Here is a 23265-nt window from a genome sequence, read left to right as displayed (position 1 = left end):
CATGACACTGAGCATCAACAAGAAGCGCACGTCGAAGAGCAAGTCCGCCCAGCGCGGACGGCGCCACCTTCGGGTCCGCAAGCGCATTACCGGTACTGCTGTCCGTCCCCGTCTGGTGGTCAACCGTTCAGCCCGCCACATGTTCGTGCAGGTTGTCGACGACACCAAGGGCATCACTGTGGCATCGGCGTCGACCCTCGAAGCGGACCTGCGTTCGTTCGACGGCGACAAGACCGCCAAGGCCAAGCGCGTCGGCGAGCTCGTTGCTGAGCGGGCAAAGGCTGCGGGCATTGAGGCAGTCGTCTTCGACCGTGGGGGCAACAAGTACCACGGCCGGGTTGCCGCAATCGCAGACGGCGCACGTGAAGGTGGGCTGGCACTGTGACCGAGCAGAATAACGCAAAGGAAGCCTCATTGAATACGGCAAAGGCTGAGCAGCCAGCAACCGAAGCTCCCGCGGCCGGAACCACCGAGACGGCGTCAGCTACTGACGACCGCCGCGGCGGCGGCGGTCGCCGTGGAGAGCGCGGCGGCCGTGACAGCGGTCGCGGCGGACGCGATGGCGGCCGTGGCGGACGCGACGGTGGTCGTGACGACAAGGACAAGTTCGTAGAGCGCGTCGTGTCGATCAACCGCGTATCAAAGGTCGTCAAGGGCGGCCGGCGGTTCAGCTTCACCGCACTCGTTGTTGTCGGCGACGGCAACGGCATGGTCGGTGTCGGCTACGGCAAGGCAAAGGAAGTTCCCTCGGCTATCGCCAAGGGCGTGGAGGAAGCCAAGAAGTCCTTCTTCAAGGTTCCCCGCATCGGTGGCACAGTTCCGCACCTGGTGCAGGGCGAGGCCGCTGCCGGCGTCGTACTCCTGCGCCCGGCGTCTCCCGGTACCGGTGTAATCGCCGGTGGTCCGGTGCGCGCTGTGCTGGAGTGCGTCGGTATCCACGATGTCCTTTCCAAGTCACTCGGATCCTCCAACGCCATCAACATTGTTCACGCAACTGTTGACGCGCTGAAGAGGCTCGAAGAGCCCCAGGCTGTAGCGGCACGCCGTGGCCTGCCGCTCGACCAGGTTGCTTCCACGTCGATGCTGCACGCTATGCAGGATCAGAAGGCAGGTGCGTAATGACTGCTATTACACCCAAGCGCGTGGTTGTCAGCTCAGCGAAGCTGGAAATCACCCAGATCAAGTCCGTCATTGGCGGTAAGCAGAACCAGCGCGACACCCTTCGTTCACTCGGCCTGAAGCGGATCGGACACACCGTTGTCCGTAACGCTGACGCAGTGACCGTAGGCATGGTCAACACGGTTCCGCACCTCGTGAAGGTTGAGGAGGCCAAGTAATGGCAGAGAAGAAGACGGTGGAGGAATCCACCGAGAAGAAGCCGGCCCGCAAGCCTGCTGCCAAGTCCGTTGCCGCTCAGGAAACTGCTGAGAGCACGCCCCGCGTCCACGCGCTGAAGGTACACCACCTTCGTCCCGCCCCCGGAGCCAAAACCGCAAAGACCCGCGTTGGTCGCGGTGAGGGTTCCAAGGGTAAGACCGCAGGCCGTGGTACCAAGGGCACCAAGGCACGCTACTCGGTCAAGGCAGGATTCGCTGGTGGGCAGCTGCCGCTGCACATGCGCCTGCCGAAGCTGCGTGGGTTCAAGAACCCGTTCCGCGTTGAGTACCAGGTAGTGAACCTGGACAAGCTCAATGAGCTCTACCCCGAAGGCGGCGAGGTGTCCGTTGACAGCCTGATCGCCAAGGGCGCAGTGCGCAAGAACCAGCTCGTCAAGGTGCTGGGAACGGGCGACATCGCGGTCAAGGTGGACGTCAAGGTTCACGCCGTGTCCGCCAGCGCTGCCGAGAAGATCACCGCCGCCGGCGGTTCCGTCTCGGGGCTCTAGTTCCCAGCCTCGGTAGCCGGCTGTGATCTAGCTCATGAAGCAACTAGACTCTTGGTGGGCCGGAATCTCCGGTCCACCAGGAGTTTGTTTCGTTTAACAGGCTCAATTGATTCCCCGGGTTCTTTTGCGCCCGGTTCCACCCGTTAGACTCGGTTGGTGCGTATTGCCCGTGAAGGGCCACTAAGACTTAATCAGGAGGACGCTTGCTTAGCGCTATTGGCCGGGCTTTCCGGACGCCAGACTTGCGGCGCAAGCTGTTGTTCACGCTGGGAATCATCACCATCTTCCGTTTGGGTGCGTTCATCCCGGCGCCCGGTGTTGACTACGGCAACGTGCAGCAGTGTTTGCAGCTCGGCAACACAGAGGGCGGCCTCTACCAGTTCGTGAACCTCTTCAGCGGCGGTGCGCTGCTGCAGGTGTCCATCTTTGCTCTCGGGATCATGCCCTACATCACGGCCAGCATCATCACGCAGCTGCTCCGTGTGGTCATTCCCCGTTTCCAGGAGCTGCACCAGGAAGGCGCACAGGGACAGGCACAACTGACCCAGTACACGCGCTATCTGACGATTGCCCTCGGGCTGCTGAACGCCACGACGCTGGTGTCGTTGGCGCGATCAGGTGCCTTGCTGGGTAACTGTCCGGTGCCGATCATCCCGGACGACAGCCTCATCACCATCATCCTGCTCATCCTCACCCTGACCGCCGGTACTGGCCTCATCATGTGGATGGGCGAGCTCATCACCGAGCGCGGCGTCGGCAACGGCATGTCGCTGCTGATCTTCACCGCGATCGCTGCGGGTTTCCCCAGCTCGCTGGGTGAGATCCTGCGCACGCAGGGCTGGAGCGTCTTCATCAGCGTCCTGGTAGTAGGCGTCATTGTGGTGATGCTCGTGATTTTCGTTGAGCAGTCACAGCGCCGTATTCCGGTGCAGTATGCCAAGCGCATGGTGGGCCGCCGCACGCTGGGCGGCAGCAGCACCTACATACCGATCAAGGTCAACATGGCGGGCGTCATCCCCGTGATCTTCGCATCATCGATGCTGTACCTCCCGTCGCTGATCGCCCAGTTCAACACCCCCACGGATGGCGAGACGCCGCCTCCGGAGTGGGTCAACTGGATCACCACCTACCTGACCTCGGGTGATCACCCCCTCTACATGGCGTTGTACTTCGCGATGATCGTGTTCTTCACGTATTTCTACGTGGCGATCACCTTCAACCCGGACGAAGTGTCGGAGAACATGAAGAAGTACGGCGGCTTCATCCCGGGTATCCGGGCGGGGCGGCCTACGGCTGAGTACCTCCAGTACGTCCTGTCCCGCATCACCCTGCCGGGCGCCATCTACCTCGGTCTTGTTGCGCTCATCCCGTTGATCGCGCTCGTGGTCATCAATGCAAACCAGAACTTCCCGTTCGGTGGAGTCTCGATCCTCATCATGGTCGGCGTTGGCCTCGAGACGGTGAAGCAAATTGACGCGCAGCTGCAGCAGCGCCACTACGAAGGGTTATTGCGATGACACGGATGCTCATCATTGGGCCGCCCGGGTCCGGCAAGGGCACGCAGGCCGCGCGTATCTCCGAGCGGCTGGGAGTGGTGGCAATTTCCACCGGAGACATCTTCCGCGAGAACGTCCGCAACGAGACCCCGCTCGGCATTGAAGCAAAGAAGTACATGGACGCCGGAGACTTCGTTCCGGACAGCGTGACCAACAGCATGGTCCGCGCGCGTCTCACTGAAGACGACGTCCAGGAAGGTTTCCTGCTTGACGGATATCCCCGCACCGCCGCCCAGGTGACCGAGCTGGATGACATCCTTCAGCAGAATGACCTGGCCCTCGACGTCGTGCTGCAGCTCACGGCGGATGACGAGGAACTGGTCCGCCGGCTCCTGGGCCGGGCGCGCCTCGACGGTCGCACCGATGACAATGACGTTGTGATCCGGCATCGCCTGGACCTCTACCACGAGCAGACCGAGGTTGTTGTCTCCCAGTACGAGGCACGCGGCATCGTGACCCGGGTTGATGGCATCGGCGCAATCGATGAAGTGACCGAGCGCGTCATGTCGGCACTGAAAGTGACGCAGTAACCGCGATGTTTCGTCAGCAGCGGGTCGAGTACAAGTCGGCAGAGCAGATCCGGATCATGCGGACCGCGGGCCTCGTGCTCTCCGATGCCCTGGACCGGACGGTCGCTGCCGCCCGGGTAGGCGTGTCCACCCTCGAGCTCGACGCAGTGTTCTCCGGGGTCCTCAAGGACGCCGGCGCCACTTCCAACTTCCTCGGCTATCACGGCTTCCCGAACAGCATCTGCACCTCGGTGAACCATGAGGTGGTGCACGGTATCCCCGGCGAATATGTGCTGCAGGACGGCGACATCATCTCGATCGACGGCGGCGCCATCGTCCGCGGCTGGCATTCGGACTCCGCCCATACGGTCATCGTCGGTACGCCCCGTCCGGAGGACGTGCACCTGTCCAGGGTCACCGAGGAAGCCATGTGGCGGGGGATCGCTGCCCTGGCCTCCGGCAAGCACGTGGGTGACATCGGCGCAGCCATCGATGACTATGTGTCCGCCGCCGAGGGCCCTCACCTCGGCATCCTGCAGGATTACGTCGGCCACGGTATCGGTACGCAGATGCACCAGTCACCGGACGTACTGAATTACCGCAGCAGCCACCGCGGCCCCAGGATCAAGCCGGGGCTTTGCCTGGCGATCGAGCCCATGCTCGTTCAGGGTCGCGTGGAAACGGCAGTCCTGGATGATGACTGGACAGTGGTCACCGTTGACGGCAAGCGCGCCTGCCAGTGGGAACACACCGTGGCAGTGCACGACGGCGGTATCTGGGTTCTCAGCGCGGCTGACGGCGGTGCCGCAAAGCTGGCTGAACTCGGCGTGACGGTCGCGCCGCTCGGCTGAGGTTCTCCCGGAACCACCTATGGCAGAGTGCGCGGATTTAACTTCTGGCACGCCGTAGCGTAGAGTTATTTGTTGGTTGTCGCTACTTTTGCGCCCTTTTGCGCCCTTCCTCCGAACGGTCTGTTCCGTTGCGGGTGGAACGGGATCTCGCGATCCCGGGTGGGGGAGTCAGGCAATCAAAACCCCTAGACCGTCCGCCCCGCAAGTGGCGGCACAGAAGTTAGCGGAGGATATGGCCAAGAAAGACGGTGTCATTGAGATTGAAGGCACTGTGAACGAGGCTCTGCCCAACGCGATGTTCCGCGTTGAGTTGGCCAACGGACACATTGTTCTAGCCCACATCTCGGGAAAGATGCGTCAGCACTACATTCGAATCCTCCCCGAGGATCGGGTGGTAGTGGAGCTTAGCCCTTACGACCTCACCAGAGGCCGTATTGTCTACCGCTACAAATAAGATCGAACGCAAAGGAAAACCATGAAGGTCCAGCCGAGCGTGAAGCGGATTTGCGATAAGTGCCAGGTGGTTCGCCGCAAGGGCAACGTACTCGTAATCTGCGAAAACCCGCGCCACAAGCAGCGCCAGGGCTGAATCCTCTTTTCTTGAGGGTCACCCACGCGTAGTAACACCACGATAAAAAGCAGTGCAGGGCACGCCCCACCAGGCAGGCCCACACCCCCGGCACGGAGGCCGGGGACCGGAGATCATCCGGGCCGCACTGTTTCAGACCTCCGGTCATCAAAAGGAGAACCGCCACTATGGCACGTCTCGCTGGCGTAGACATTCCCCGCGAAAAGCGGGTAGTCATTGCGCTTACCTACATCTACGGCGTGGGCAAGACCCGTGCGGATCAGACGCTCGCAGAGACCGGGATCAACCCGGAAACCCGAGTGAAGGATCTTTCTGACGCTGAGCTGGTACAGCTTCGCGATTACATTGAAGGCAACTACAAGGTCGAGGGTGACCTCCGCCGTGAGGTAGCTGCAGACATCCGCCGCAAGGTTGAGATCGGCAGCTACGAAGGCATCCGGCACCGCCGCGGCCTTCCTGTGCGCGGACAGCGCACCAAGACCAACGCGCGTACCCGCAAGGGCCCCAAGCGCACCGTCGCAGGCAAGAAGAAGGCTGGCCGCTGATTTCAGCGGTTGCCGATAGCCACCACCCAAAACCTTCGTAGGAGAAGTAATGCCCCCCAAGACTCGTGGAGCGGTGCGCAAGCCGCGTCGCAAGGACAAAAAGAATATCGCCTTCGGTCAGGCGCATATCAAGAGCACGTTCAACAACACCATCGTCTCGATCACCGACCCCAACGGAGCTGTTATCTCCTGGGCCTCGGCTGGCGAGGTCGGATTCAAGGGCTCACGCAAGTCCACCCCTTATGCTGCGCAGACCGCTGCCGAGGCCGCTGCAAAGCGCGCCCAGGAGCACGGCGTCCGCAAGGTCGACGTCTTCGTGAAGGGTCCGGGATCCGGACGCGAGACCGCGATCCGTTCGCTGCAGGCTGCCGGCCTTGAGGTTGGTTCCATCCAGGACGTTACCCCCAGCGCCCACAACGGCTGCCGCCCGCCGAAGCGCCGCCGCGTCTAAGTAGCTCCCTTGGCTCCAGGCTCGCCCGCGCTTCACCGGAAGTGTGGGCGGCCTGGGGCTGACTGTCGTTTAGCTACTGAGTCCCGCTCTCTAGCTTTCCCTTTCCACCATTTGTGTTGCGTCATATAGCGGATGCTCCCTGAAAGGAAATGTAAGTGCTCATTGCACAGCGCCCCACCCTGACTGAAGAAGTAGTCGCTGACAACCGTTCGCGGTTCGTCATCGAACCGCTGGAGCCCGGTTTCGGCTACACCCTCGGCAACTCGCTTCGCCGCACGCTCCTGTCCTCGATTCCCGGAGCAGCTGTCACCAGCATCCGGCTCGACGGCGTGCTGCACGAGTTCACCACCGTTCCCGGTGTGAAGGAAGATGTCACCGAGATCATCCTGAACATCAAGAACCTCGCGGTGTCCTCCGAGCACGACGAGCCCGTGGTTGCCTACCTGCGCAAGCAGGGCCCCGGCGTGGTTACCGCAGCCGACATCGCTCCGCCGGCCGGTGTGGAGTTCCACAACCCGGACCTGCACATCGCCACCCTGAACTCGAAGGGCAAGTTCGAGCTCGAACTGACCATTGAGCGCGGCCGCGGCTATGTCTCTGCCTCGCAGAACAAGTCCGGTGACTCCGAGATCGGCCGTATCCCGGTTGACTCGATCTACTCGCCGGTCCTCAAGGTGACCTTCCGCGTGGAAGCCACCCGTGTTGAGCAGCGCACCGACTTCGACCGCCTGATCGTTGACGTCGAGACGAAGGACGCCATCGCTCCGCGCGATGCCGTTGCTTCGGCCGGTACCACCCTGGTTGAACTGTTCGGCCTCGCCCGCGAGCTGAACACTGCCGCTGAAGGCATCGAGATCGGTCCGTCGCCCAGCGACGCCGCCCTCGCCGCTGACATGGCACTCCCGATCGAGGATCTCGAACTGACCGTTCGTTCCTACAACTGCCTCAAGCGTGAGGGCATCCACAGTGTGGGTGAACTCGTTGCACGCTCCGAGGCTGACCTGATGGACATCCGTAACTTCGGTGCGAAGTCCATCGATGAGGTCAAGGCAAAGCTGGTTGAGCTCGGTCTTTCCCTGAAGGATTCCCCTCCAGGATTTGACCTTGCAGCCCGCGCCGCTGCGATTGAAGAGGACGACGACGCCTACGGCGACGAAGCACTCTAAACGTTAGAACCTGGTGCCGCTTAGGATGCGGCCTCGGGCACATTCATGAGGAGATAAAATCATGCCCACACCCACAAAGGGCCCACGCCTCGGTGGCGGTCCGGCGCACGAGCGCCTGATGCTCGCCAACCTGGCCGCCTCGCTGTTCGAGCACAAGCGCATCACCACCACGGTGACCAAGGCAAAGCGGCTTCGTCCCTACGCCGAGCGCCTGATCACCTTCGCCAAGAAGGGTGATCTGGCCTCGCGCCGTCGTGTCCTGGCTGTCATCAGCAGCAAGGGCATTGTCCACGAGCTGTTCACGGACATCGCCCCGGCTGTTGCCAACCGCAACGGTGGCTACACCCGCATCACCAAGATCGGCAACCGCAAGGGCGACAACGCTCCCATGGCTGTCATCGAGCTGGTGCTCGAGTCAGTGTCCGCCAAGCAGGCAGTGGTCGGCGAAGCTGAGCAGGCTGCCGGCAATGCCGCTGCCCGTGACGCTGCAGCCGCTGCACCGGTGGCTTCGGCTGAGTCCGCAGATTCACCGGAATCTGCTGATTCCGCAGAGTCGGCTGAGTCGGCTGAGTCAGCGCCTTCGGCAGCTTCGGCTGACGAGGTTGCTGCTGAGGACACTACGGTAAGCGCCTCTGAGGGCGACGCCGAGGAGACCGTTGTCGTTGAAGAAGGCTCCGTGCCGGAAGCAGACGAGAAGAAGTAGTTCTTCTGCGTTGCAACTGATTACGTGACCGAACAAATGCCCGTCATCCCGTCCGTGGATGGCGGGCATTTGCGTGTCCGGATCGATTTTGCGTACGACGGCGGTCCCTTCTCCGGTTGGGCGGTCCAGCCTGGTCTGCCTACAGTCCAGGGCACCGTCGAGTCCGGTCTCGAGCTGCTGTTCCGCAGGCGCGTCCGACTGACCGTCGCAGGACGGACCGACGCCGGTGTGCACGCCCGCGGCCAGGTGACCCACATTGACCTGGAGCCGGGGGAGTGGTTCGCGCTGAGCCGGGGCCGGGACATCGATCCTGCGCTGTCCCTGAAGCGCCGCCTCCAGGCCACCCTGAACCGCTATCTGCCGCCCGGAGCGGCCGCGCGCACGGCCTACGCCAGCAACCCTGCTTCCCCTGTGATCGTGCGTGCTGTGCGGCTTGCCCCGGCGGGCTTCGACGCGCGCTTCTCTGCCCTGTGGCGCCGCTACAGCTACCGGATCTCCGACAGGTCCGAGCTTGAAGATCCGCTGCACCGCAGCACTGTACTGTGGCACTCCGGAAAGCTGGATGAGAGTCTGCTGAACCAGGCTGTCCAACCATTGCTGGGCCTGCAGGACTTCCGCGCGTTCTCCAAGCCCCGGGTGGGCGCCACGACCGTCCGTGAGCTGAAGCGGTACGAATTCGAGCGCGAGCCCGACGGTGTTCTCTGCGCAACCATCCAGGCCGATGCGTTCTGCCACAACATGGTGCGTGCCCTCATCGGAGCCGCGCTGCGTGTGGGCAGTGGCGAGGAACCGCCGCAGTGGATGGCTGAGCGGCTGCGCTCCCGGCAGAAGGATTCCCGGTCTGTCCTCGCACCGGCCCACCCGCTGGTGCTTGAGGAAGTGCGTTACCCCGACGACGACGCCGAGCTGGCACTGCGCGCACAGTTCACCAGGGCGAAGCGCGCTGACGTCCGGGGCGAGGCCTAACCAGCACGGGGATCGGCGGCGTCCAGATGGCTGGTGATCGCTTCCATCACGCGGGGCATATCTCGGTAGGGGAACGGGTGGCCGGCGCCTTCCAGCCAGAGACCGCGGGCGGAAGGAATGGCTGCAGCGAGTCGATGGCCGTGCTCGATCGGCAGGAATGCATCGGCGCTTCCGTGGATCACGAGGGTGGGCGCTGTGATCGTGTCCAGAAGAGGGTATCGGGAGCGGGTTACAGCGACTGCAACCTGGTGTTGCATCAGTGCGCGAACGTTGAGGCCGTTCCGTTCGCGCAGGTCGTAAAGCACGAGTTTGGTCCACTCCTCGACGTCGAGGGGTTCGTCCTTGTGGTGCGCAACCAGCCCTGCGAGGACACTCTTCACGGCGTTGGTCTCCCCGCCGAGCAAACGGTAGCGGAGCAGGGGTAAGCCCGCTATGGCGGATCGGATCAGCGGCCAGGTCTGGGGTCCGGGCAGAGCGGTGTCGGTTGGGTCCGCCGATGTTGACATGAGGGTGAGGGACAGGACCCGCTCGGGGCGAGCTATAGCAACCTCTTGCGCGACGAAGCCTCCGAGCGAGAGCCCGATCATGTGAACGCGGTCGATGCGAAGTTCGTCGAGGACGGCGATCGCGTCCTCTGCCATATCGATCAGCGAGTAAGGATTCTTTCGGGTCCAGCCTGCCATCCAGCTCGACGAGCCGGTTCCCCGATGGTCATACCTGACTACTCGGTATCCTTCCGCCGCCAGGGTGCGCAGGAACGCCGGCGGCCAGAATAACGAGCCAACGCCAAGGGAGGTATTGAGCAGGACCACACCCTTTTCGCCGTTGACGGCTGGAATGGATTCATACCAGATCCGAACCTGGCCTGACTGGGCGTACCCCGCTGTGCCGGAGATGACTCCCGTCAGCGGAGCGGCGCGGATCCGGTCGATGGTTTCCGCGGTGCCGGGCGGCAGGGGAGGCATCCGCCAACTCAGCAGCGCCGCGAGCCCGGCGAGGGTGAACGCCGCCGCCAGCGCCGTCCGCTTCCTCATCGGCTCAGTATGGCAGGCGCCCGGCCCGAAGACGCTAGTTCTGCTCGGACTGGTGCAGCGGCAGCGTCACCGTGAACGTGGTTCCGGCGCCGGGCTGGCTGCTGCAGCGGATGGTTCCGCCGTGGCTGTCGACAATGGCCTTGGTGATGGAAAGCCCAAGCCCCACACCCGGAATGGATGATTCGCGCGCAGCGGTCGTGCGGAAGAACTTGCCGAAGACCTGTGTGGTCTCATTCGGTGACATGCCGATCCCGGTGTCCTGCACCTCAAGCAGCGCTGCGTCGCTGTGCTGCCGCGCGCGGACGGTGACTGTGCCGCCGTCGGGCGAGTACTTGATGGCGTTGGAGATCAGGTTGTCGAGCACCTGGCGGATGCGCAGCGGGTCAGAGGTGGTCCACAGGATGTCCGGGACATCCGCGGTGAGGGTCACGCCGGTGCCAGCGGTCTGCGGCCACGCCGATTCGATGCTGTGCTCCACCAGGCCGGTGAGGTCCGTCGGTCGCAGGTGGACGCTTGCGGCACCAGACGCCGAGGCAAGCAGGTTGGACACCAGCGCGTAGAGGCGTTCGGCGTTCCGGCGGGCAACCGAGAGCTGGTGAGTGACGTTCTGCGGGAGGTCGTGATCGTCGTCGAGCACCAGGTCCAGGTGCCCGATGATCGAGGTGAGCGGCGTCCACAGTTCGTGCGACACGTTGGACACGAAGTCCTCTTTGGCGCTGAGGGCCTCCACCATGTCCGTCACGTCGTTGGAGACGATCACGGATCCGGTGAACCGGCCGTCGCCGTCTTTCATGGCCGTCGCGGCCGTGGACACGGCGCGCTGGTTGTCCTTCGATCCGAGCCACACCAGGTAGTTGGCGAACGTTTCACCGGCCGCACCCCGCTGGACGGGATACCGGGCGGGCCCCACGGGAGTGGTTTTGTCTGCCGCGTAAAGGTGGCTGGCGCCGTCGTCGTTGGTGTTGCCTGCCTGGATGAGGAGGTCATAGGAGCGCTGCTGGCGGTTGGTGTGGGTGCGGTTGCCGTCGGCGTCGAGGGCTACGAGGCCGACGTCGATCGTGTCGAGGATGGCTTCGAGGAGCAGCTCGCGCTCGTTGTTCTCGCCCTGGAGGCGGTCTACCTCGGCCTTCGACGCTTCGAGTTTGCGCTGGCTGTAGACGGAGTTCATGCTCGCGAAGCGCAGCGAAGCCCAGACGGTACCCATGGCCACGCTGAGCAGCACGGCAGTGCCGAACTGGGCCGGCGGAGCGAGTCCCAGCAGGGGAGCGACGCCGAGGATGAGGTACGGCCCGGCGAAGCTGGACAGCAGGCTCAGTGACGGTTTCATCCCGGACGCTGACAGCCAGATCACCGGGAAGATGGCCAGCAGGCTCAATCCCGGCAGCACATCAGCCGCTCCGTTGCGGGTCAGCGAAATGGCCACGAAGTCCAGCAGCGGTATGGCCACGTAGGATCCCTCGCGGAACTTCTCCCATGGAATCAGGAAGGCCGCGGCGAGCAGTGCCGCGTGAAGGAGGAGTCCGCCAAGGAAAAGGGGATTCACCAGCAGGGAGGGCGCCACGATGGCGGCGATGATGGCAATGACGGCCACCAGGAGCGCCAGGGGTAGCTCACAGAGCCCCACCCGAGTGCGGAATTGCAGATTCGAGTAGGCGCGCTTCACTTTCAGGAACATCACGCGATCGCTCACGGTGCCGCCTTGCGACGCGCACACGGAACGGTAGGGATATGCCTCCGAGACCAGGACATACCATCTATTATGCGGCCACCCGGCACTGCTGACGGACCATAACTCCCAACCGGTTCACAAAGTTCCGTCATTGTGACCGCAAACACCTCCGCACGCGTATGCTGTGAAGCACGCTGCGGCGGTTCACTGCTCTTCGCGGTGTTTCGTCCTTTTGTGATGAACTGGACAACTACAGTTCTGTTGGGGCCAGGAGGAGATAGTGCCAGATCCAGGTGTGGCGGTAGTCGTCGAGGATGATCTCGACGTTCGCAACCTCGTGAGCACGGTTCTCACGCAGTCGGGATTCGTTGTCCATACCGCTGCCGAGGGGCGCGACGGCGTGGAAGCGGTCAAGGAGCACAACCCCACGCTGGTCACCCTCGACGTAGGCCTTCCGGACATTGACGGCTACGAGGTGCTGCGCCGCATTCGCGGCCTCAGCGACTGCTACGTGATCATGCTGACCGCGCACAACGAGGAGATCGATACCCTCACCGCGCTGCAGTCCGGTGCCGATGACTTTGTCACCAAACCCTTCCGGCCGCGAGAGCTACGGGCGCGCATTGCCGCGATGCTGCGGCGGCCGCGTGGTGGACTCACCGAGGAAAAACCGACGACGACGACGGCGCCCGCCTCTGAGGAGCCGAACCTACCGTCGCGTCCGGATTCCGTAATGCGGCACAACGGCCTCGAGCTGGACAAGGACACCCGCACCGTCACGGTGCGCGGTGAGGAACTGGTGCTGACACGCAGCGAGTTCGACCTGCTGCACGAGTTGCTGCGCAGCTCCGGTGCCGTGCGTACCAAGGGAGACCTGGTGCGGGTAGTGCGGGGGCAGTACTACCGGACGGATACGTATATCAGCGAGGCCGATGAGCGGGCCATCGAGGTTCACATCGGGAACCTGCGCCGGAAGCTGGGGGAGGATCCCCGGAGCCCTCGCTGGCTGATGACCGTTCGCGGCGTGGGCTACCGGCTGGTGCCGCGGCGGGCGGACTGAGTCCTGTAAAGGGCTTGAACTCTAGCTCAGGGAGCTAGTGGCGAACCTCGATCTCGGGGTGGTGCTCCATGACCCACTCAGCCATCCGACGCTGCCGGGCTTCGATGAACTTAAGCGTGGCCTCCCGGTATGTCACGTAGTCCTCGGTCGTGGACGGCGCCCCAGAACGCTTGAAGTTGTCGAACGGCAGGTGAAACTCAACCGCATCATAGTCGGGCGTCACGAGGTCCTGTAAGTGGAAGAATTCAACAAACTCCGAGAATCCGTCGAAGAGCGCGAAGAAGTCCGCGTAGGCGTTGATGACGTCGGCGAGAGGGCTCGCTGGCTCGCCTGAGTAGTGACGCCGGATGCACTCAAGGGTCAAGTCCATGCGGTCAGCAATCCGCAGACGGAGCCCTCGGGCCGTGTTCATGGTAGGCCGGTCCTTGGACCGGACGGGCCAGATCATCGCACTGCCGATGGTGTACGTCGGGTTCAGGTAGAGGGCCTGCTGTTCCTCGTTCAGCGAGGTGATGGCATCGACCAGAGACTTCGGCCGTAACCACCGGCCGTAGGAGTTGGTGATGGCGTCGCTCCCATACACGAACCTTCCCCCGGCGGTGTCCTCGAACATGAGGTAGTTCCCCCGACGTTCCCGCGGCAAAATCGGCACGCTCGGCCGGAAATGGACGCCAGAGCTCAGCTCCTTGGACCACAGCAGCTCATGGTCTAATCGGAGCCGCTGACTGTCTCTGTCGGCGTCGGGCCTGGTCCTAGCAGGGGTGTCAGTCTTGTAGTCGAAGGAAGTATCGAAGACGCGCACGTTCGCGGGGTATGCATGCGTCAACTTCTTGAGTGCATCGTGATTATTCAATTGCGCGCCCTTAGGATCTTTGGTTGATGTCTAGTGCTTGTTGAGGTGCAGCAGTCGCAGCTCACGCATGGTCCGTACCCCGCACCGGTGAACGTGGGGGAGTGCGGCCTCAGCCTCTTCGAGTTTGCCCTCACGGAGCAGCTTCTCCAGCGCGCTCGCCAGGGTAACAAGCTGCGTGGCTCCGACCATGGTGGACGTGATCTTCAGGCTCAGCACGGCGTCGAGTGACGCTGCCTGGTTCCGGCGCGCGATGGCGGAGGAGATCCGCAGGTCACGCTCGTCCCAGACAGCAACGTAGTCGCGCACGAATGCCCGGGCAGCGGCGGGGCTGTCGAGTTGGTCCTCGAGGTCATGGAGCACGTTGGGATCCACGAGAGGTGTCCTGTCTACACGGTGGCTGCCGCCCGTGGCTCTCCGCGGCTCAGCACCGACGGCGCGCAGGGACTCCGCGTCGTCGTCATCTGCGCTGGGGCGGGAGAGGGGCATGGGCTAACGCTACTTTCTGAAATTGGGAGAAAAGCGGGAATTGCCTGATGCTGTGCAAACACTGCGGAATTCTTCGGCTTGCGTACTAGCTGGTGTTTCTTGAGCTGGCTTGGTCCCGAATCAGGAGCCGCTGAACGTCGCCATCGCGTTGATGACGGCGGGTCCCAGGATGATGATGAACAGCACCGGGAAGATGAAGAAGAGCAGGGGAAACAGCACCGTAACCGGGAGCTTCATCGCCTTTTCTTCTGCCCGTTGGCGCCGCTTCACACGCATCACCTTCGCCTGGATGCGGAGCACGCCGCTCAGTGCGATGCCGTAGGCGTCCGCCTGGACGATCGCCTTGACGAAGCTTCGGAGCTCAGGGATGCTCGTGCGGTCGGCCAGGGCAAGGTAGGACTCGCGCCTGCTGCGGCCCACCTGCATGTCCTGAAGCGTCCGCACCAGTTCCTCGGCGAGGGGGCCCTTTCCGGTCTCGCCAGCCCGCTGCATGGCGCTTTCGAATCCGAGACCTGCCTCCACGGAGATGAGCATCTGGTCAAGCGTGTTCGCCAGTTCCAGTTGCATGGCCTTCTGGCGTTCCTGACCCTTGCTGTAGAGCAGGAGGTCCGGGATGAAGTAGCCGAGCACTGTAAGGAAGATCGCGAGGATCGTGATCATCGGCTTCTGCGCGGCGTTGGCCATCAGGAACCCGAGTCCCGCTCCCACCACGCAGAGCGCCGGCTTGGCGCCGAGCACACGGCCGAGCGGCAGCGACGCCGGGCGGCCTGCTAGGGCGAGGAGATTGTCCAGCTTCTCAACGTACGACAACGGGGTGATCTTGTAGCCGAACCTCGCGAGAGAGCCGGAAGTATTTCCCTTTCCATCCTCGGATCTGCTGATGCCGCGATGCAGGTTGGCCTGGATGGTCTTGTACGACTTGTTGCCAGGGCTGAGCAGCGCCCAACCAAGGTAACCCAAAGGTGCAGCGACGAGCAGTAAGGATGTCAACAACACTGGATTCATGCAGGCCTCCTAAAACTTCAGATCGATGATCTTGCGGAGCCACAGGCAGCCAATGGTCATCATGACCACGGAGGCGCCGATCATGACCCAGCCCAACGGATTCTCGAACAGCGGATTGACGTATCCGGGGCTGACGACCATCAGCATGCCGCCGATGCCGAAAGGGAGGGCTACGAGGATGTAGGCGGAGAACTTGCCTTCCGCAGCCAGCGCCCGAATCTGTCCCTTGATTTCGCTGCGTTCGCGGATGGTAGCACCGACCTGATCGAGGACCTCAGCCAAATCCCCGCCGACTTCGCGGTTGATTTGGATGGCTTGCGCTATCCACGCGAAGTCTTCGCTTTCCATGCGGTGTGAGGTATCCAGCAGAGACGCGAGCAGGTCCTTGCCAAGGCTCGTCTCGGTAACCACCCGGCGCATTTCATCTGAGGTGGGCGCATCAGCCTCGATGGCTGCCGCATCGATGGCCCGCAAGATACTGTGTCCTGCGCGCAAGCCACCGGTGAGGAGCTGCAGGGTGTCACCGAGCTGATCCTCGAATTTTGAGCGTCGCCGCCCGATCTTGAAGACTAGCGCGACATGACCCACGACGGGCGCAAGGATGAAGAATAGAATTCCTAAGAGAGGGCCGCCCGCGACCAGACCGAGCGCCAGGCCCGCAATGCCCCCGGTGAAAACGACCAGGAACATGTCCGCCTGCGTCAGGCGCAGACCCGCAGTTTCAAGTAACTCCGGCCGATACAGTCGCTGCGGATGCTTCTTGAGGAAGCGCTCCACAGCTCGCACGGCAGAACCTGCGAACCTCGTAAGCTGCGAGTCTGATTCCTCTACTGGTGGCCGGCGGCGGTCCAGTGGCACAGCGGACTGGCGCGGACGGGTGGCGTAAAACAGCAGCCCGAGGGCGCCGAGGCACAGGCCTGCGCCGTACAAGAACAGGAGCGTCATCGGGTTACCTCCGACCGGTGAGCGCGGCGCCGAAGACAGCGGGGGACACAGTAATGCCCATATCCTCGAACCGCTCCATGAAGCGCGGACGAATGCCAGTGGGGATCGGCTTGCCGAGGAAGCGACCGGAAGAATCCACGCCGGCCGAGTAGTCAAACACGAACGCGTCTTGGAGAGTTACAACGTCACCCTCCATGCCCTGCACCTCGGTGACATGCGTAATGCGGCGTGTGCCGTCACGCAGACGGGAGATCTGGATCACCAGATTCACAGCGGAGGCGAGCTGCTCGCGGATGGCGCGCAGGGGCAAATCCATTCCTGCCATCAGGACCAGCGTCTCGAGGCGCGCGACGGCGTCGCGCGGCGAGTTGGCGTGCACCGTGGAAAGCGAGCCGTCGTGACCGGTGTTCATGGCCTGCAACATGTCGAGCGATTCACCGCCGCGGACCTCGCCGATGACGATACGGTCGGGCCGCATACGCAGTGAGTTCCGGACGAGGTCGCGGATGGTGACCGCGCCTTTGCCTTCGGTGTTCGGGGGGCGGCTCTCAAGGCGCACAACGTGTTGCTGCTGAATCTGCAGTTCCACGGCGTCCTCAATGGTGACGATCCTGTCCCCGTGGGGAAGGAAGGAGGACAGCACATTGAGTAGCGTTGTCTTGCCGGTACCGGTACCGCCGGAAACGATGATGTTCAACTTTGCCTTGACGCAGGCATCAAGCAGCTCGGCCATTTCCGGGGTCAGTGTGCCGAAGCTGATGAGCTTCTCCACCGTCAGCGGAATCTTGCTGAACTTACGGATGGTCAGAGAGGATCCGTTCACCGCGAGCGGAGGGATCACCGCGTTCACGCGCGACCCGTCTTCAAGGCGCGCGTCAACGAAGGGCGAGGACTCGTCAATACGGCGGCCCACCTTGGAGACGATGCGCTCAATGACCCGGCGCAGGTGTTCCTCAGACTTGAAGTTCGTGTCGGCGAGCACCAGCTGCCCGCGACGCTCGATGTAGATCTGGTCGGCGCGGTTCACCATGATTTCGGTGATCTCCTCGTCGTCGAGTAGCCGTTGGAGCGGTCCGTAGCCGAGCACATCGTCGGCAACATCCTGGATGAGACGGCGGCGCTCGTCAGGGGTGAGCGGCACCTGCTCGGCGTCGATGACCTGGCTCAACTCTTCACGTGCGACTGCGCGGAGGTCCTCCTCCTTCAAGGTGGAGTCACTGAACCGGGCGCCCATGCGCTCATAGAGGGCCTCGGCAGCGCGCTGCTTGATGCCGGCGAAGACATCAATGCGGGCCGCGACCGGAGCTTCCGGCGCCTTGGACGATGCAGAGCCGACGACGACGGCCCCATGGAACGCAGGCTCGGCCGCTTCTGCGGCAGGAGCCGAAGCTGAAGGTTTAACGACAACCGTCGTAGTTTTGTCGCCGCCGGGTACGGCGCTTGGTGCCGTTGTCGCCTGACTCAATCGTTCGGAAAGTTTCATCAGATCACCACACGCCGGTGTAATTTGCGTTGGGCGCGTGCTCGCCACTGTGGATCGAAGCGCTCGACCAAGCCACGCAGGTTTTTGGTAGCGGGATCGCGTACGTCTTCCTGAAGCAGCGGAACGCCGCGGTTGGTGGCGAGGGAAAGGGCCCGCGACCGCGGGATCGACACGTCAACCGGTGCACCGAGAGTGGCTTCGATATCCTGGACGGAGAGCCCTGTCTTGGAGTCGGCGAAATTGAGTACCACGTGGCGCGTCTCGGGGAACAGATCCAATTTCCCGAGAACGTCCAGACCGGAGCGGAGGCCACGCACACTGGGGACGTCCATCCCCGTTACCCACACCGCGTCTGTGCTCTGTTCAAGGGCAGCGAGACTATGCTCTGTGAGTCCGGGACCGGTGTCTAGAATAACGTAGGCAAACTCGCCTGCGAGCTGCTTGATCAGAACCTCGAGCTGTGCGGCTGTAATGCTGTCCGCGTCTGCCGGATTGGACGAAGCGCACAGCGCATAAATGCCGGATGGGTGCGGAGTCAGGAAAGCCTTCAGGATCATCGTGTCCTGGCTTGCGGATGCTGAGACGGCATCCAGGACGGAGTACTCGGGTTCGAGGTAGAGGTTGGATGCCACATCTCCGAACTGGAGATCGAGATCTACTATTACCACGCCCATAGGCGCCAGCTTCCCAAGCCCCACGGCGATATTGGTCGCGATGGTTGTCTTGCCGACCCCCCCCTTGGGCGAGAACACGCCGACGACCAGACCGTGCTCCTTCTTCGGAGCAGCTTCGACACTATCGACACGGTGGCGGCTGGCGAAAGCGTGGCAGGCACGCTCAAGGAGGAGGCGCACAGTGGGTATATCGGAGGTCGGGTCCACGACGTCGCGGACTCCGGCTCGCATGGCCTGTAGCGCAACACCGGACTCGTCCGGTGTCACGAGGACCATACTGACGTTGGGGAACCGGACGTCCACAACCGTGGCAAGGCGGAGTGCGCCATCCACTGCCATGCCCGGTCCCAGTACCAGTACCTCTGGCTGCTGAACGGCGACGAGGTCGAGCAGGTCTTCGGGCTGGCCAAGCAGTTCGGGCTTGACGGAGAGCACCTCTCCGGGAAGGCCGCCGGCCGTGGCGAGGCGGACCTTCTGCTCGAAAGCGCTGTCCGCTGTGATGAGGAGAAAACGGCTCATCGGTGTAGTTCCTTGTCCTGGACGATGAATGGGGGAGCATCGTTCTCAGCGGCGGTTGCGTTGCTGAGCCAGATGGATTCATACTCGCTGGCGAAGATAAGCTTCGAGGCCTGGTCAGGTCCGACGGCCAGCGTCACCATGAGGGACCCGGTGGGAAGGGCTTCAGCCTCAGCGGCTTTAGCGTCTTCTTCGGTGGCTGCGGGATCTACCGGTGGGGGTTCTGGAGCCCGCTGCACAGCCGAGACCAGGACGCGGGGAAGGACCAGTTGAGTTGTCTGCTTGTCGGGTTCGGATTCAAGACCGCTATCAGCCATGGAGACGAAGACGCCGACGAAGTCGCCTGCGGTGATGCGGCCACCGGCGATCCGCTGTGGTTCAACAAGGATCGACACTTCGTGTAGACCCTTGGGAACCTCTACTGCGCCGGAAGTAACGAGATCTTCGGGGGCAACAAGGCGTTCGGTCACAAGCTGCTCGCCAGGGACCAGATCGACGGCGGTGACCAGGCCGGCCGAGCTGTCTAGGTTCTTAAGGGCGGTGTCTGCCACTGAGGCACCGGGAAGCTGAGTAGTGGCTACCGATGCGGCCAAGTCAGCGACTGGTGTCCCTGCCGGCACCGTTTGCTGAACCACGAGGACATCAACCGGATCGAGGTTCTGCACGGCACGGGCTTCAGCGCCGTTCGCATAGCTGAAGACCATCACGGCGCCAGCAAGTGCGAGGACAACGGCGGCAATGCCGGCTATGAGACGGGACTTCATGGTGCATCTCCGAGAGTGAGTTTGACGACGTTGGTTCCGTTGGATGGAGCGCTTGGGCTCAGGGTGTACGCGTCATCGAGTGTGACGAAGCGCTTGAAGTAGCCTTCGATGCACTTGTTGCAGATCGATGAGCCGTCCAGGGCCCAGTCGTGGGTCGCGAAGTGATAAGCAGTGACGTGGAACGCCGCGAACCCTTTGATATGGAATTCGGCGTTGTTGCCAGTCCCGCGCTCATCGTCGTAAAGCGGGAACAGTACCGTGCGATCCTTAATCCGATTGAAATCGGATGAACCGCAGACCGAAGGTGCGCTCGCGCCGGGATCGCTGGCGTGCCAGGCTCCCACATACCCGCTTATTGGGGCTGTGATGGATACTCCGCAGGATGACGGAGCGGTGTCCAGCCACCCGAACCCGCCTGGAACCCATCCGCAGCCGTTGTTTCCCATCTCAAGGAGCTGGATTGATCCGTTGCTGATGCCTGGATTGAGATTGAGCTTGCACTCCGCTAGGGCAAGGGGGAATATGGCTGGTCCGGCCACGGGCTTGCCCCAGGCCGCGTGGGATGTGACGGTGACTTCAGCTTCATCGAAACCGAGGGCTCGCGCGAAGTAGAGAGAGACGCTGTTTGGCGTGCTGCCGGCCTCGAGAGCACCTGTTGTTACAGAGACTGTGCCGGCGGTCTTGTTGAGCGCGACGTTGCCGGCGTTGCTTTGGTTATCGAGCGCGTTTGCATTCGCCATCTGCTTCGCGAGGGAGCTGCTTGCGACGGAGGAGCTGCACTGGGCGTCAGAAGCGTTGAGTGAGCACGTCTGCGCAATGCTGAGCGCTGCGGCATCTGCTCCGTTGCGCAACTGAGCTTTCTCGGAGTAGAGCATTCCAACGTCGACTGCAATCGCAGCAAAGCCGAGGAGCACGACCAGGAGGATAGCGACGATGACCGAAACCGCGCCCTTTTCATGCCCATTCTCGGCTATCCGCCGCATAACATCGTTCCTTTGCCAGTCATGGTGAAAGGACCGGCGATCCCGGTCAGGGTATTGAGTGAGTAGCTGATGGTGAAGGTGGTGCTCTCACCGCTTACCGTCGGACTGCAGGGGGTAGGAGCGGGGGTAAAGTTGCTCGTCGTGAGCAATGGTCGCAGGGTTGATGCCGCGCTAGCGGCGGCGGCTCGGGCCTTGATCGGGTCATTCGTGATCGCCATTGCCCGCGCGCCGTCGCGGGCTGCGTTGGTGAGCGTGACTTGGGCGTTATAGGCTCGGCCGAATTCCATGATGCCGAAGAGCAGGAGGATCAACACGGGAAGGAGGAGCGCCATTTCGACGGCGACAGCACCGCGATCGTTCGATGGCTTCATCTCAGTCCTTCGTAGGAAACAGTTTGGCCTTTGAGAAGGTTGCGCCCGTCAGCGCAGGAAGCGCTGACGGGCACGCAGGGAAAATTACGCGCAGGTGCCGTCGGTTCCCGCTGGGGCAGCGGCGGCTGCAGGGGTCCAAGCACCGCCACCAATAACGCACTCTGCCTGCAGGAAGGTCTGCGTCATGCCGCCACCGAGAAGAGTGACGGCTGCGATGATGACAACGGCGATGAGGGCGACCATGATGCCGTACTCAACAGCGGTGGCGCCGGTCTCGTCGCGGCTGGTGCGGGACTTGATGATGGTCTTTGCGTCTGCGAAGAATGAAGCGAGCATTTTGGTTCTCCTGAAGTACGAGATGGGCGGCTGGCCCGTCGCCAGCTCTGCCAAAAAAGTAGCAGTGGAAATCCTCGAAAACTCCAAGTTTGAACCAATCCTGAGCGAACCCTATCCGTGGTCCCTTTTCCTGCGCTCTATCTTGAGGTTTTCCTGCGTTAGCGTCAGGATTTGCGGCGTCGACGACCCGTGTAAGTAGCCGGAACTTCGATCATTCCGGAGGCACTTTGAGGACCCGAAACGGCTGCCGAGGAGCCGTCGCTCCCACCGAGAATTCGCCCGTCGTGCAACTCCAGAACCCGGTCCGCACGCTGCATCAGAAGCGGGTCGTGGGTGGAAACAATAGCGGCGACCTCGTGACTGTGCACGAGGTCGCTGATGAGGTCCATCATGGTGCCGGCAGTGACACTGTCGAGCTGTCCAGTGGGCTCGTCAGCGATTAACACTTTCGGCCGGTTCGCCAAGGCCCGCGCCAGCCCTACCCGCTGCTGTTGTCCACCCGAAAGCTCAGCCGGCCGCTGGTGATGGTGCTTCCCCAGCCCCACGAGCTCGAGAAGCTCATCAACCCGCGCCTGGCGCTCAGCGGCCGGCATTCCGACCAGCCGCATCGGCACCTCGACGTTCTCCGCAGCGGTCAGAATCGGAATCAACCCGAACGACTGGAACACGAACCCGAGATTCGTCTGCCGCAGCGTCACCCGATCCTGCTCCCGCATCGCGGTCAGCTCCAGGTCTCCGACAAAGACGCTCCCGCTGTCAGGTTCATCCAGCCCGCCGATGCAGTTCAGAAGGGTCGTCTTCCCCGACCCAGACGGCCCCTTCACCACCAGCAACTCGCCCGGCGCAACCGACAACGACACATCCGTGCACGCGTAAACAGCGCTCTCACCGGTGCGGTAGGTCTTGGTCACTCCATCCGCACGCAACGCGGGAACAGCGGCGTTCATCGAGTCTCCTCCGACGGGGTACCAGCCGATGGGCTTTCACCAGAAGCCGGCGTCACCCGCACATGATCCGGCTCCAGCCCCAACCGCACACGATCCTTCATATCCAGGCTCTCCATAAACTCCTGCGGCAACTGCAACCGCCCAACCCTGTCGATCACAGCAAACTCCTCGGCAATCAGGTGCTCATCGCCGTCGTTATTCAATCCTCTCCGGCGCAGAGTCTCCGTCGAGCAGCGACCGTCACGGATCTGCACCGTGCGCTTCACATGCTCGGACACCGTGGGGTCGTGCGTGACAATCAGCGTCGTCGTCCCCAGCTCCTCATTCACCCGCCGCATCGCCTCCAGCACCTCTGCGGAGGTGTGCTCGTCCAGCTCGCCGGTCGGCTCATCCGCCAGGATCACCTTCGGTTGATTGGACAGCGCGACGGCGAGAGCCACCCTCTGCTGCTCGCCACCGGACATTTCCTGCGGCCGTCGGTCCCGGCAATGCGCCACACCGGCGAGCTCGAGCAGCTCCGCAACCCGAGCGTCGGCATCCTTGCGGCCGGTGATCGCCATGGGCAGCGCCACATTCTCCGCAGCGGTGAGGTAGGGCAGCAGGTTCCGTGGCGTCTGCTGCCAGATGAAGCCCACGGTCTCCCGCTGGTACCGCGAACGCTCCTTGCGGCTGAGCCCCAACAGATCCACGCCCGCCACCTGCGCCTTCCCAGCGGACGGACGGTCCAGGCCGGACAGGATGGTCAGCAGCGTCGACTTCCCGGAACCCGACGCTCCGACCACGGCCGTCATCTCACCGGGCATCACCGTCAGGTTGAGCCCCTGGAGGGCCTGCACCTCGATGCCCTCACCCTTAAAGATGCGCACCACGTCCTCACACAGGATGTGCGGCTGCGTTTCGTTTCCCACCGTTATCACC

29 protein-coding genes are annotated in these 23265 nt (G+C 62.8%); 15 read left to right on the top strand and 14 right to left on the bottom strand.

Translation table 11 applies throughout. From position 1 onward, the window contains the following. Position 1: 1 nt before the first annotated feature. The 14 genes from rplR (at position 2) to JOD47_RS02660 (ending at position 9221) form a co-directional block, all read left to right on the top strand. Positions 2 to 385 carry a 50S ribosomal protein L18 gene (gene rplR, locus JOD47_RS02725; protein ID WP_204531709.1) on the top strand — a complete coding sequence of 128 codons (384 nt, stop codon included), beginning with the start codon at positions 2 to 4 and terminating at the stop codon, positions 383 to 385. Beyond that, entirely contained in the window at positions 382 to 1119 is a 738-nt protein-coding gene (gene rpsE, locus JOD47_RS02720) for a 30S ribosomal protein S5 (protein WP_204531707.1), read from the top strand. Before rplR ends, rpsE begins: the two co-directional genes overlap by 4 nt. Then, a complete protein-coding gene (rpmD, locus tag JOD47_RS02715) occupies positions 1119 to 1337 on the top strand; it encodes a 50S ribosomal protein L30 (RefSeq protein WP_056544055.1) in 219 nt (72 codons plus the stop codon). Before rpsE ends, rpmD begins: the two co-directional genes overlap by 1 nt. Further along, a complete protein-coding gene (gene rplO / locus JOD47_RS02710) occupies positions 1337 to 1885 on the top strand; it encodes a 50S ribosomal protein L15 (protein WP_239547984.1) in 549 nt (182 codons plus the stop codon). The genes rpmD and rplO overlap by 1 nt, the downstream gene beginning before the upstream one ends. Positions 1886 to 2088: 203 nt before the next feature. Continuing rightward, on the top strand, positions 2089 to 3402 hold the full coding sequence (secY, locus tag JOD47_RS02705; protein ID WP_204531705.1) for a preprotein translocase subunit SecY: 1314 nt from the start codon (positions 2089 to 2091) through the stop codon (positions 3400 to 3402). Next, positions 3399 to 3971 carry an adenylate kinase gene (locus tag JOD47_RS02700; protein WP_204531703.1) on the top strand — a complete coding sequence of 191 codons (573 nt, stop codon included), beginning with the start codon at positions 3399 to 3401 and terminating at the stop codon, positions 3969 to 3971. Before secY ends, JOD47_RS02700 begins: the two co-directional genes overlap by 4 nt. A gap of 5 nt (positions 3972 to 3976) precedes the next feature. Then, positions 3977 to 4801 (top strand): type I methionyl aminopeptidase, encoded by an 825-nt coding sequence (map, locus tag JOD47_RS02695; protein ID WP_204531702.1) that lies wholly within the window; start codon positions 3977 to 3979, stop codon positions 4799 to 4801. Positions 4802 to 5033: 232 nt separating this feature from the next. Beyond that, positions 5034 to 5255, top strand: a complete 222-nt coding sequence (infA, locus tag JOD47_RS02690) for a translation initiation factor IF-1 (protein ID WP_019481515.1) — start codon at positions 5034 to 5036, stop codon at positions 5253 to 5255. Positions 5256 to 5276: 21 nt separating this feature from the next. After that, positions 5277 to 5390, top strand: coding sequence for a 50S ribosomal protein L36 (rpmJ, locus tag JOD47_RS02685; RefSeq protein ID WP_024475611.1), 114 nt, complete (start codon positions 5277 to 5279; stop codon positions 5388 to 5390). A gap of 167 nt (positions 5391 to 5557) precedes the next feature. Beyond that, positions 5558 to 5935 carry a 30S ribosomal protein S13 gene (gene rpsM / locus JOD47_RS02680; protein WP_056544063.1) on the top strand — a complete coding sequence of 126 codons (378 nt, stop codon included), beginning with the start codon at positions 5558 to 5560 and terminating at the stop codon, positions 5933 to 5935. Between the two features lie 49 nt (positions 5936 to 5984). Then, positions 5985 to 6386 carry a 30S ribosomal protein S11 gene (rpsK, locus tag JOD47_RS02675; RefSeq protein ID WP_204531699.1) on the top strand — a complete coding sequence of 134 codons (402 nt, stop codon included), beginning with the start codon at positions 5985 to 5987 and terminating at the stop codon, positions 6384 to 6386. A gap of 155 nt (positions 6387 to 6541) precedes the next feature. Next, the gene (locus tag JOD47_RS02670) at positions 6542 to 7552 is read left to right on the top strand and encodes a DNA-directed RNA polymerase subunit alpha (protein WP_204531691.1); all 1011 of its coding nucleotides are present in this window, start codon (positions 6542 to 6544) and stop codon (positions 7550 to 7552) included. Positions 7553 to 7613: 61 nt separating this feature from the next. Continuing rightward, on the top strand, positions 7614 to 8255 hold the full coding sequence (rplQ, locus tag JOD47_RS02665) for a 50S ribosomal protein L17 (protein ID WP_204531689.1): 642 nt from the start codon (positions 7614 to 7616) through the stop codon (positions 8253 to 8255). A 24-nt stretch (positions 8256 to 8279) separates the two neighbouring features. Beyond that, entirely contained in the window at positions 8280 to 9221 is a 942-nt protein-coding gene (locus JOD47_RS02660; protein ID WP_372432784.1) for a tRNA pseudouridine synthase A, read from the top strand. Here the strand turns inward: JOD47_RS02660 and JOD47_RS02655 are convergent. Together JOD47_RS02655 and JOD47_RS02650 are read right to left on the bottom strand one after the other, a co-directional pair. Then, positions 9218 to 10255, bottom strand: coding sequence for an alpha/beta fold hydrolase (locus JOD47_RS02655; protein ID WP_204531687.1), 1038 nt, complete (start codon positions 10253 to 10255; stop codon positions 9218 to 9220). The genes JOD47_RS02660 and JOD47_RS02655 overlap by 4 nt on opposite strands. Positions 10256 to 10289: 34 nt before the next feature. Then, positions 10290 to 11945 (bottom strand): sensor histidine kinase, encoded by a 1656-nt coding sequence (locus JOD47_RS02650; RefSeq protein ID WP_307836186.1) that lies wholly within the window; start codon positions 11943 to 11945, stop codon positions 10290 to 10292. 259 nt (positions 11946 to 12204) lie between these two features. On the opposite strand from JOD47_RS02650, the gene JOD47_RS02645 reads away from it, so the two are divergent. Next, on the top strand, positions 12205 to 12984 hold the full coding sequence (locus tag JOD47_RS02645) for a response regulator transcription factor (protein WP_204531685.1): 780 nt from the start codon (positions 12205 to 12207) through the stop codon (positions 12982 to 12984). Between the two features lie 34 nt (positions 12985 to 13018). Here the strand turns inward: JOD47_RS02645 and JOD47_RS02640 are convergent, their stop codons facing one another. The 12 genes from JOD47_RS02640 to JOD47_RS02585 all read right to left on the bottom strand — a co-directional run bounded on the left by JOD47_RS02640 (position 13019) and on the right by JOD47_RS02585 (position 23264). Continuing rightward, complete coding sequence (locus tag JOD47_RS02640) at positions 13019 to 13786, bottom strand: DUF6994 family protein (protein ID WP_372432840.1); 768 nt, start codon at positions 13784 to 13786, stop codon at positions 13019 to 13021. Positions 13787 to 13867: 81 nt separating this feature from the next. Then, positions 13868 to 14323 carry an Hpt domain-containing protein gene (locus JOD47_RS02635; RefSeq protein WP_204531684.1) on the bottom strand — a complete coding sequence of 152 codons (456 nt, stop codon included), beginning with the start codon at positions 14321 to 14323 and terminating at the stop codon, positions 13868 to 13870. A 120-nt stretch (positions 14324 to 14443) separates the two neighbouring features. Continuing rightward, complete coding sequence (locus tag JOD47_RS02630) at positions 14444 to 15328, bottom strand: type II secretion system F family protein (RefSeq protein WP_204531683.1); 885 nt, start codon at positions 15326 to 15328, stop codon at positions 14444 to 14446. A gap of 9 nt (positions 15329 to 15337) precedes the next feature. Further along, positions 15338 to 16273, bottom strand: a complete 936-nt coding sequence (locus tag JOD47_RS02625) for a type II secretion system F family protein (RefSeq protein ID WP_204531682.1) — start codon at positions 16271 to 16273, stop codon at positions 15338 to 15340. A gap of 4 nt (positions 16274 to 16277) precedes the next feature. After that, on the bottom strand, positions 16278 to 17756 hold the full coding sequence (locus tag JOD47_RS02620; RefSeq protein WP_204531677.1) for a TadA family conjugal transfer-associated ATPase: 1479 nt from the start codon (positions 17754 to 17756) through the stop codon (positions 16278 to 16280). Continuing rightward, positions 17756 to 18949 carry a CpaE/TadZ family protein gene (locus tag JOD47_RS02615; protein ID WP_204531675.1) on the bottom strand — a complete coding sequence of 398 codons (1194 nt, stop codon included), beginning with the start codon at positions 18947 to 18949 and terminating at the stop codon, positions 17756 to 17758. The genes JOD47_RS02620 and JOD47_RS02615 overlap by 1 nt, the downstream gene beginning before the upstream one ends. Beyond that, entirely contained in the window at positions 18946 to 19710 is a 765-nt protein-coding gene (gene cpaB, locus JOD47_RS02610; RefSeq protein ID WP_204531673.1) for a Flp pilus assembly protein CpaB, read from the bottom strand. The genes JOD47_RS02615 and cpaB overlap by 4 nt, the downstream gene beginning before the upstream one ends. Beyond that, positions 19707 to 20693 (bottom strand): pilus assembly protein TadG-related protein, encoded by a 987-nt coding sequence (locus tag JOD47_RS02605; RefSeq protein ID WP_204531670.1) that lies wholly within the window; start codon positions 20691 to 20693, stop codon positions 19707 to 19709. The genes cpaB and JOD47_RS02605 overlap by 4 nt, the downstream gene beginning before the upstream one ends. Continuing rightward, positions 20681 to 21064 (bottom strand): TadE family protein, encoded by a 384-nt coding sequence (locus tag JOD47_RS02600; RefSeq protein ID WP_204531668.1) that lies wholly within the window; start codon positions 21062 to 21064, stop codon positions 20681 to 20683. The genes JOD47_RS02605 and JOD47_RS02600 overlap by 13 nt, the downstream gene beginning before the upstream one ends. Before the next feature lie 84 nt (positions 21065 to 21148). Further along, the gene (locus JOD47_RS02595; protein ID WP_204531666.1) at positions 21149 to 21400 is read right to left on the bottom strand and encodes a Flp family type IVb pilin; all 252 of its coding nucleotides are present in this window, start codon (positions 21398 to 21400) and stop codon (positions 21149 to 21151) included. 164 nt (positions 21401 to 21564) lie between these two features. Further along, positions 21565 to 22347: an ABC transporter ATP-binding protein gene (locus JOD47_RS02590; RefSeq protein ID WP_204531664.1), complete on the bottom strand. Its 783-nt coding sequence runs from the start codon at positions 22345 to 22347 to the stop codon at positions 21565 to 21567. After that, positions 22344 to 23264, bottom strand: coding sequence for an ABC transporter ATP-binding protein (locus JOD47_RS02585; protein ID WP_372432783.1), 921 nt, complete (start codon positions 23262 to 23264; stop codon positions 22344 to 22346). Before JOD47_RS02585 ends, JOD47_RS02590 begins: the two co-directional genes overlap by 4 nt. Between the last annotated feature and the right edge of the window lies 1 nt (position 23265).

Source organism: Arthrobacter tumbae (assembly GCF_016907495.1).
Taxonomy (GTDB): Bacteria; Actinomycetota; Actinomycetes; order Actinomycetales; family Micrococcaceae; genus Arthrobacter_D; species Arthrobacter_D tumbae.
Note: the sequence above shows the minus strand (reverse complement) of the source record. Positions and strands in the feature narration are given on the sequence as shown.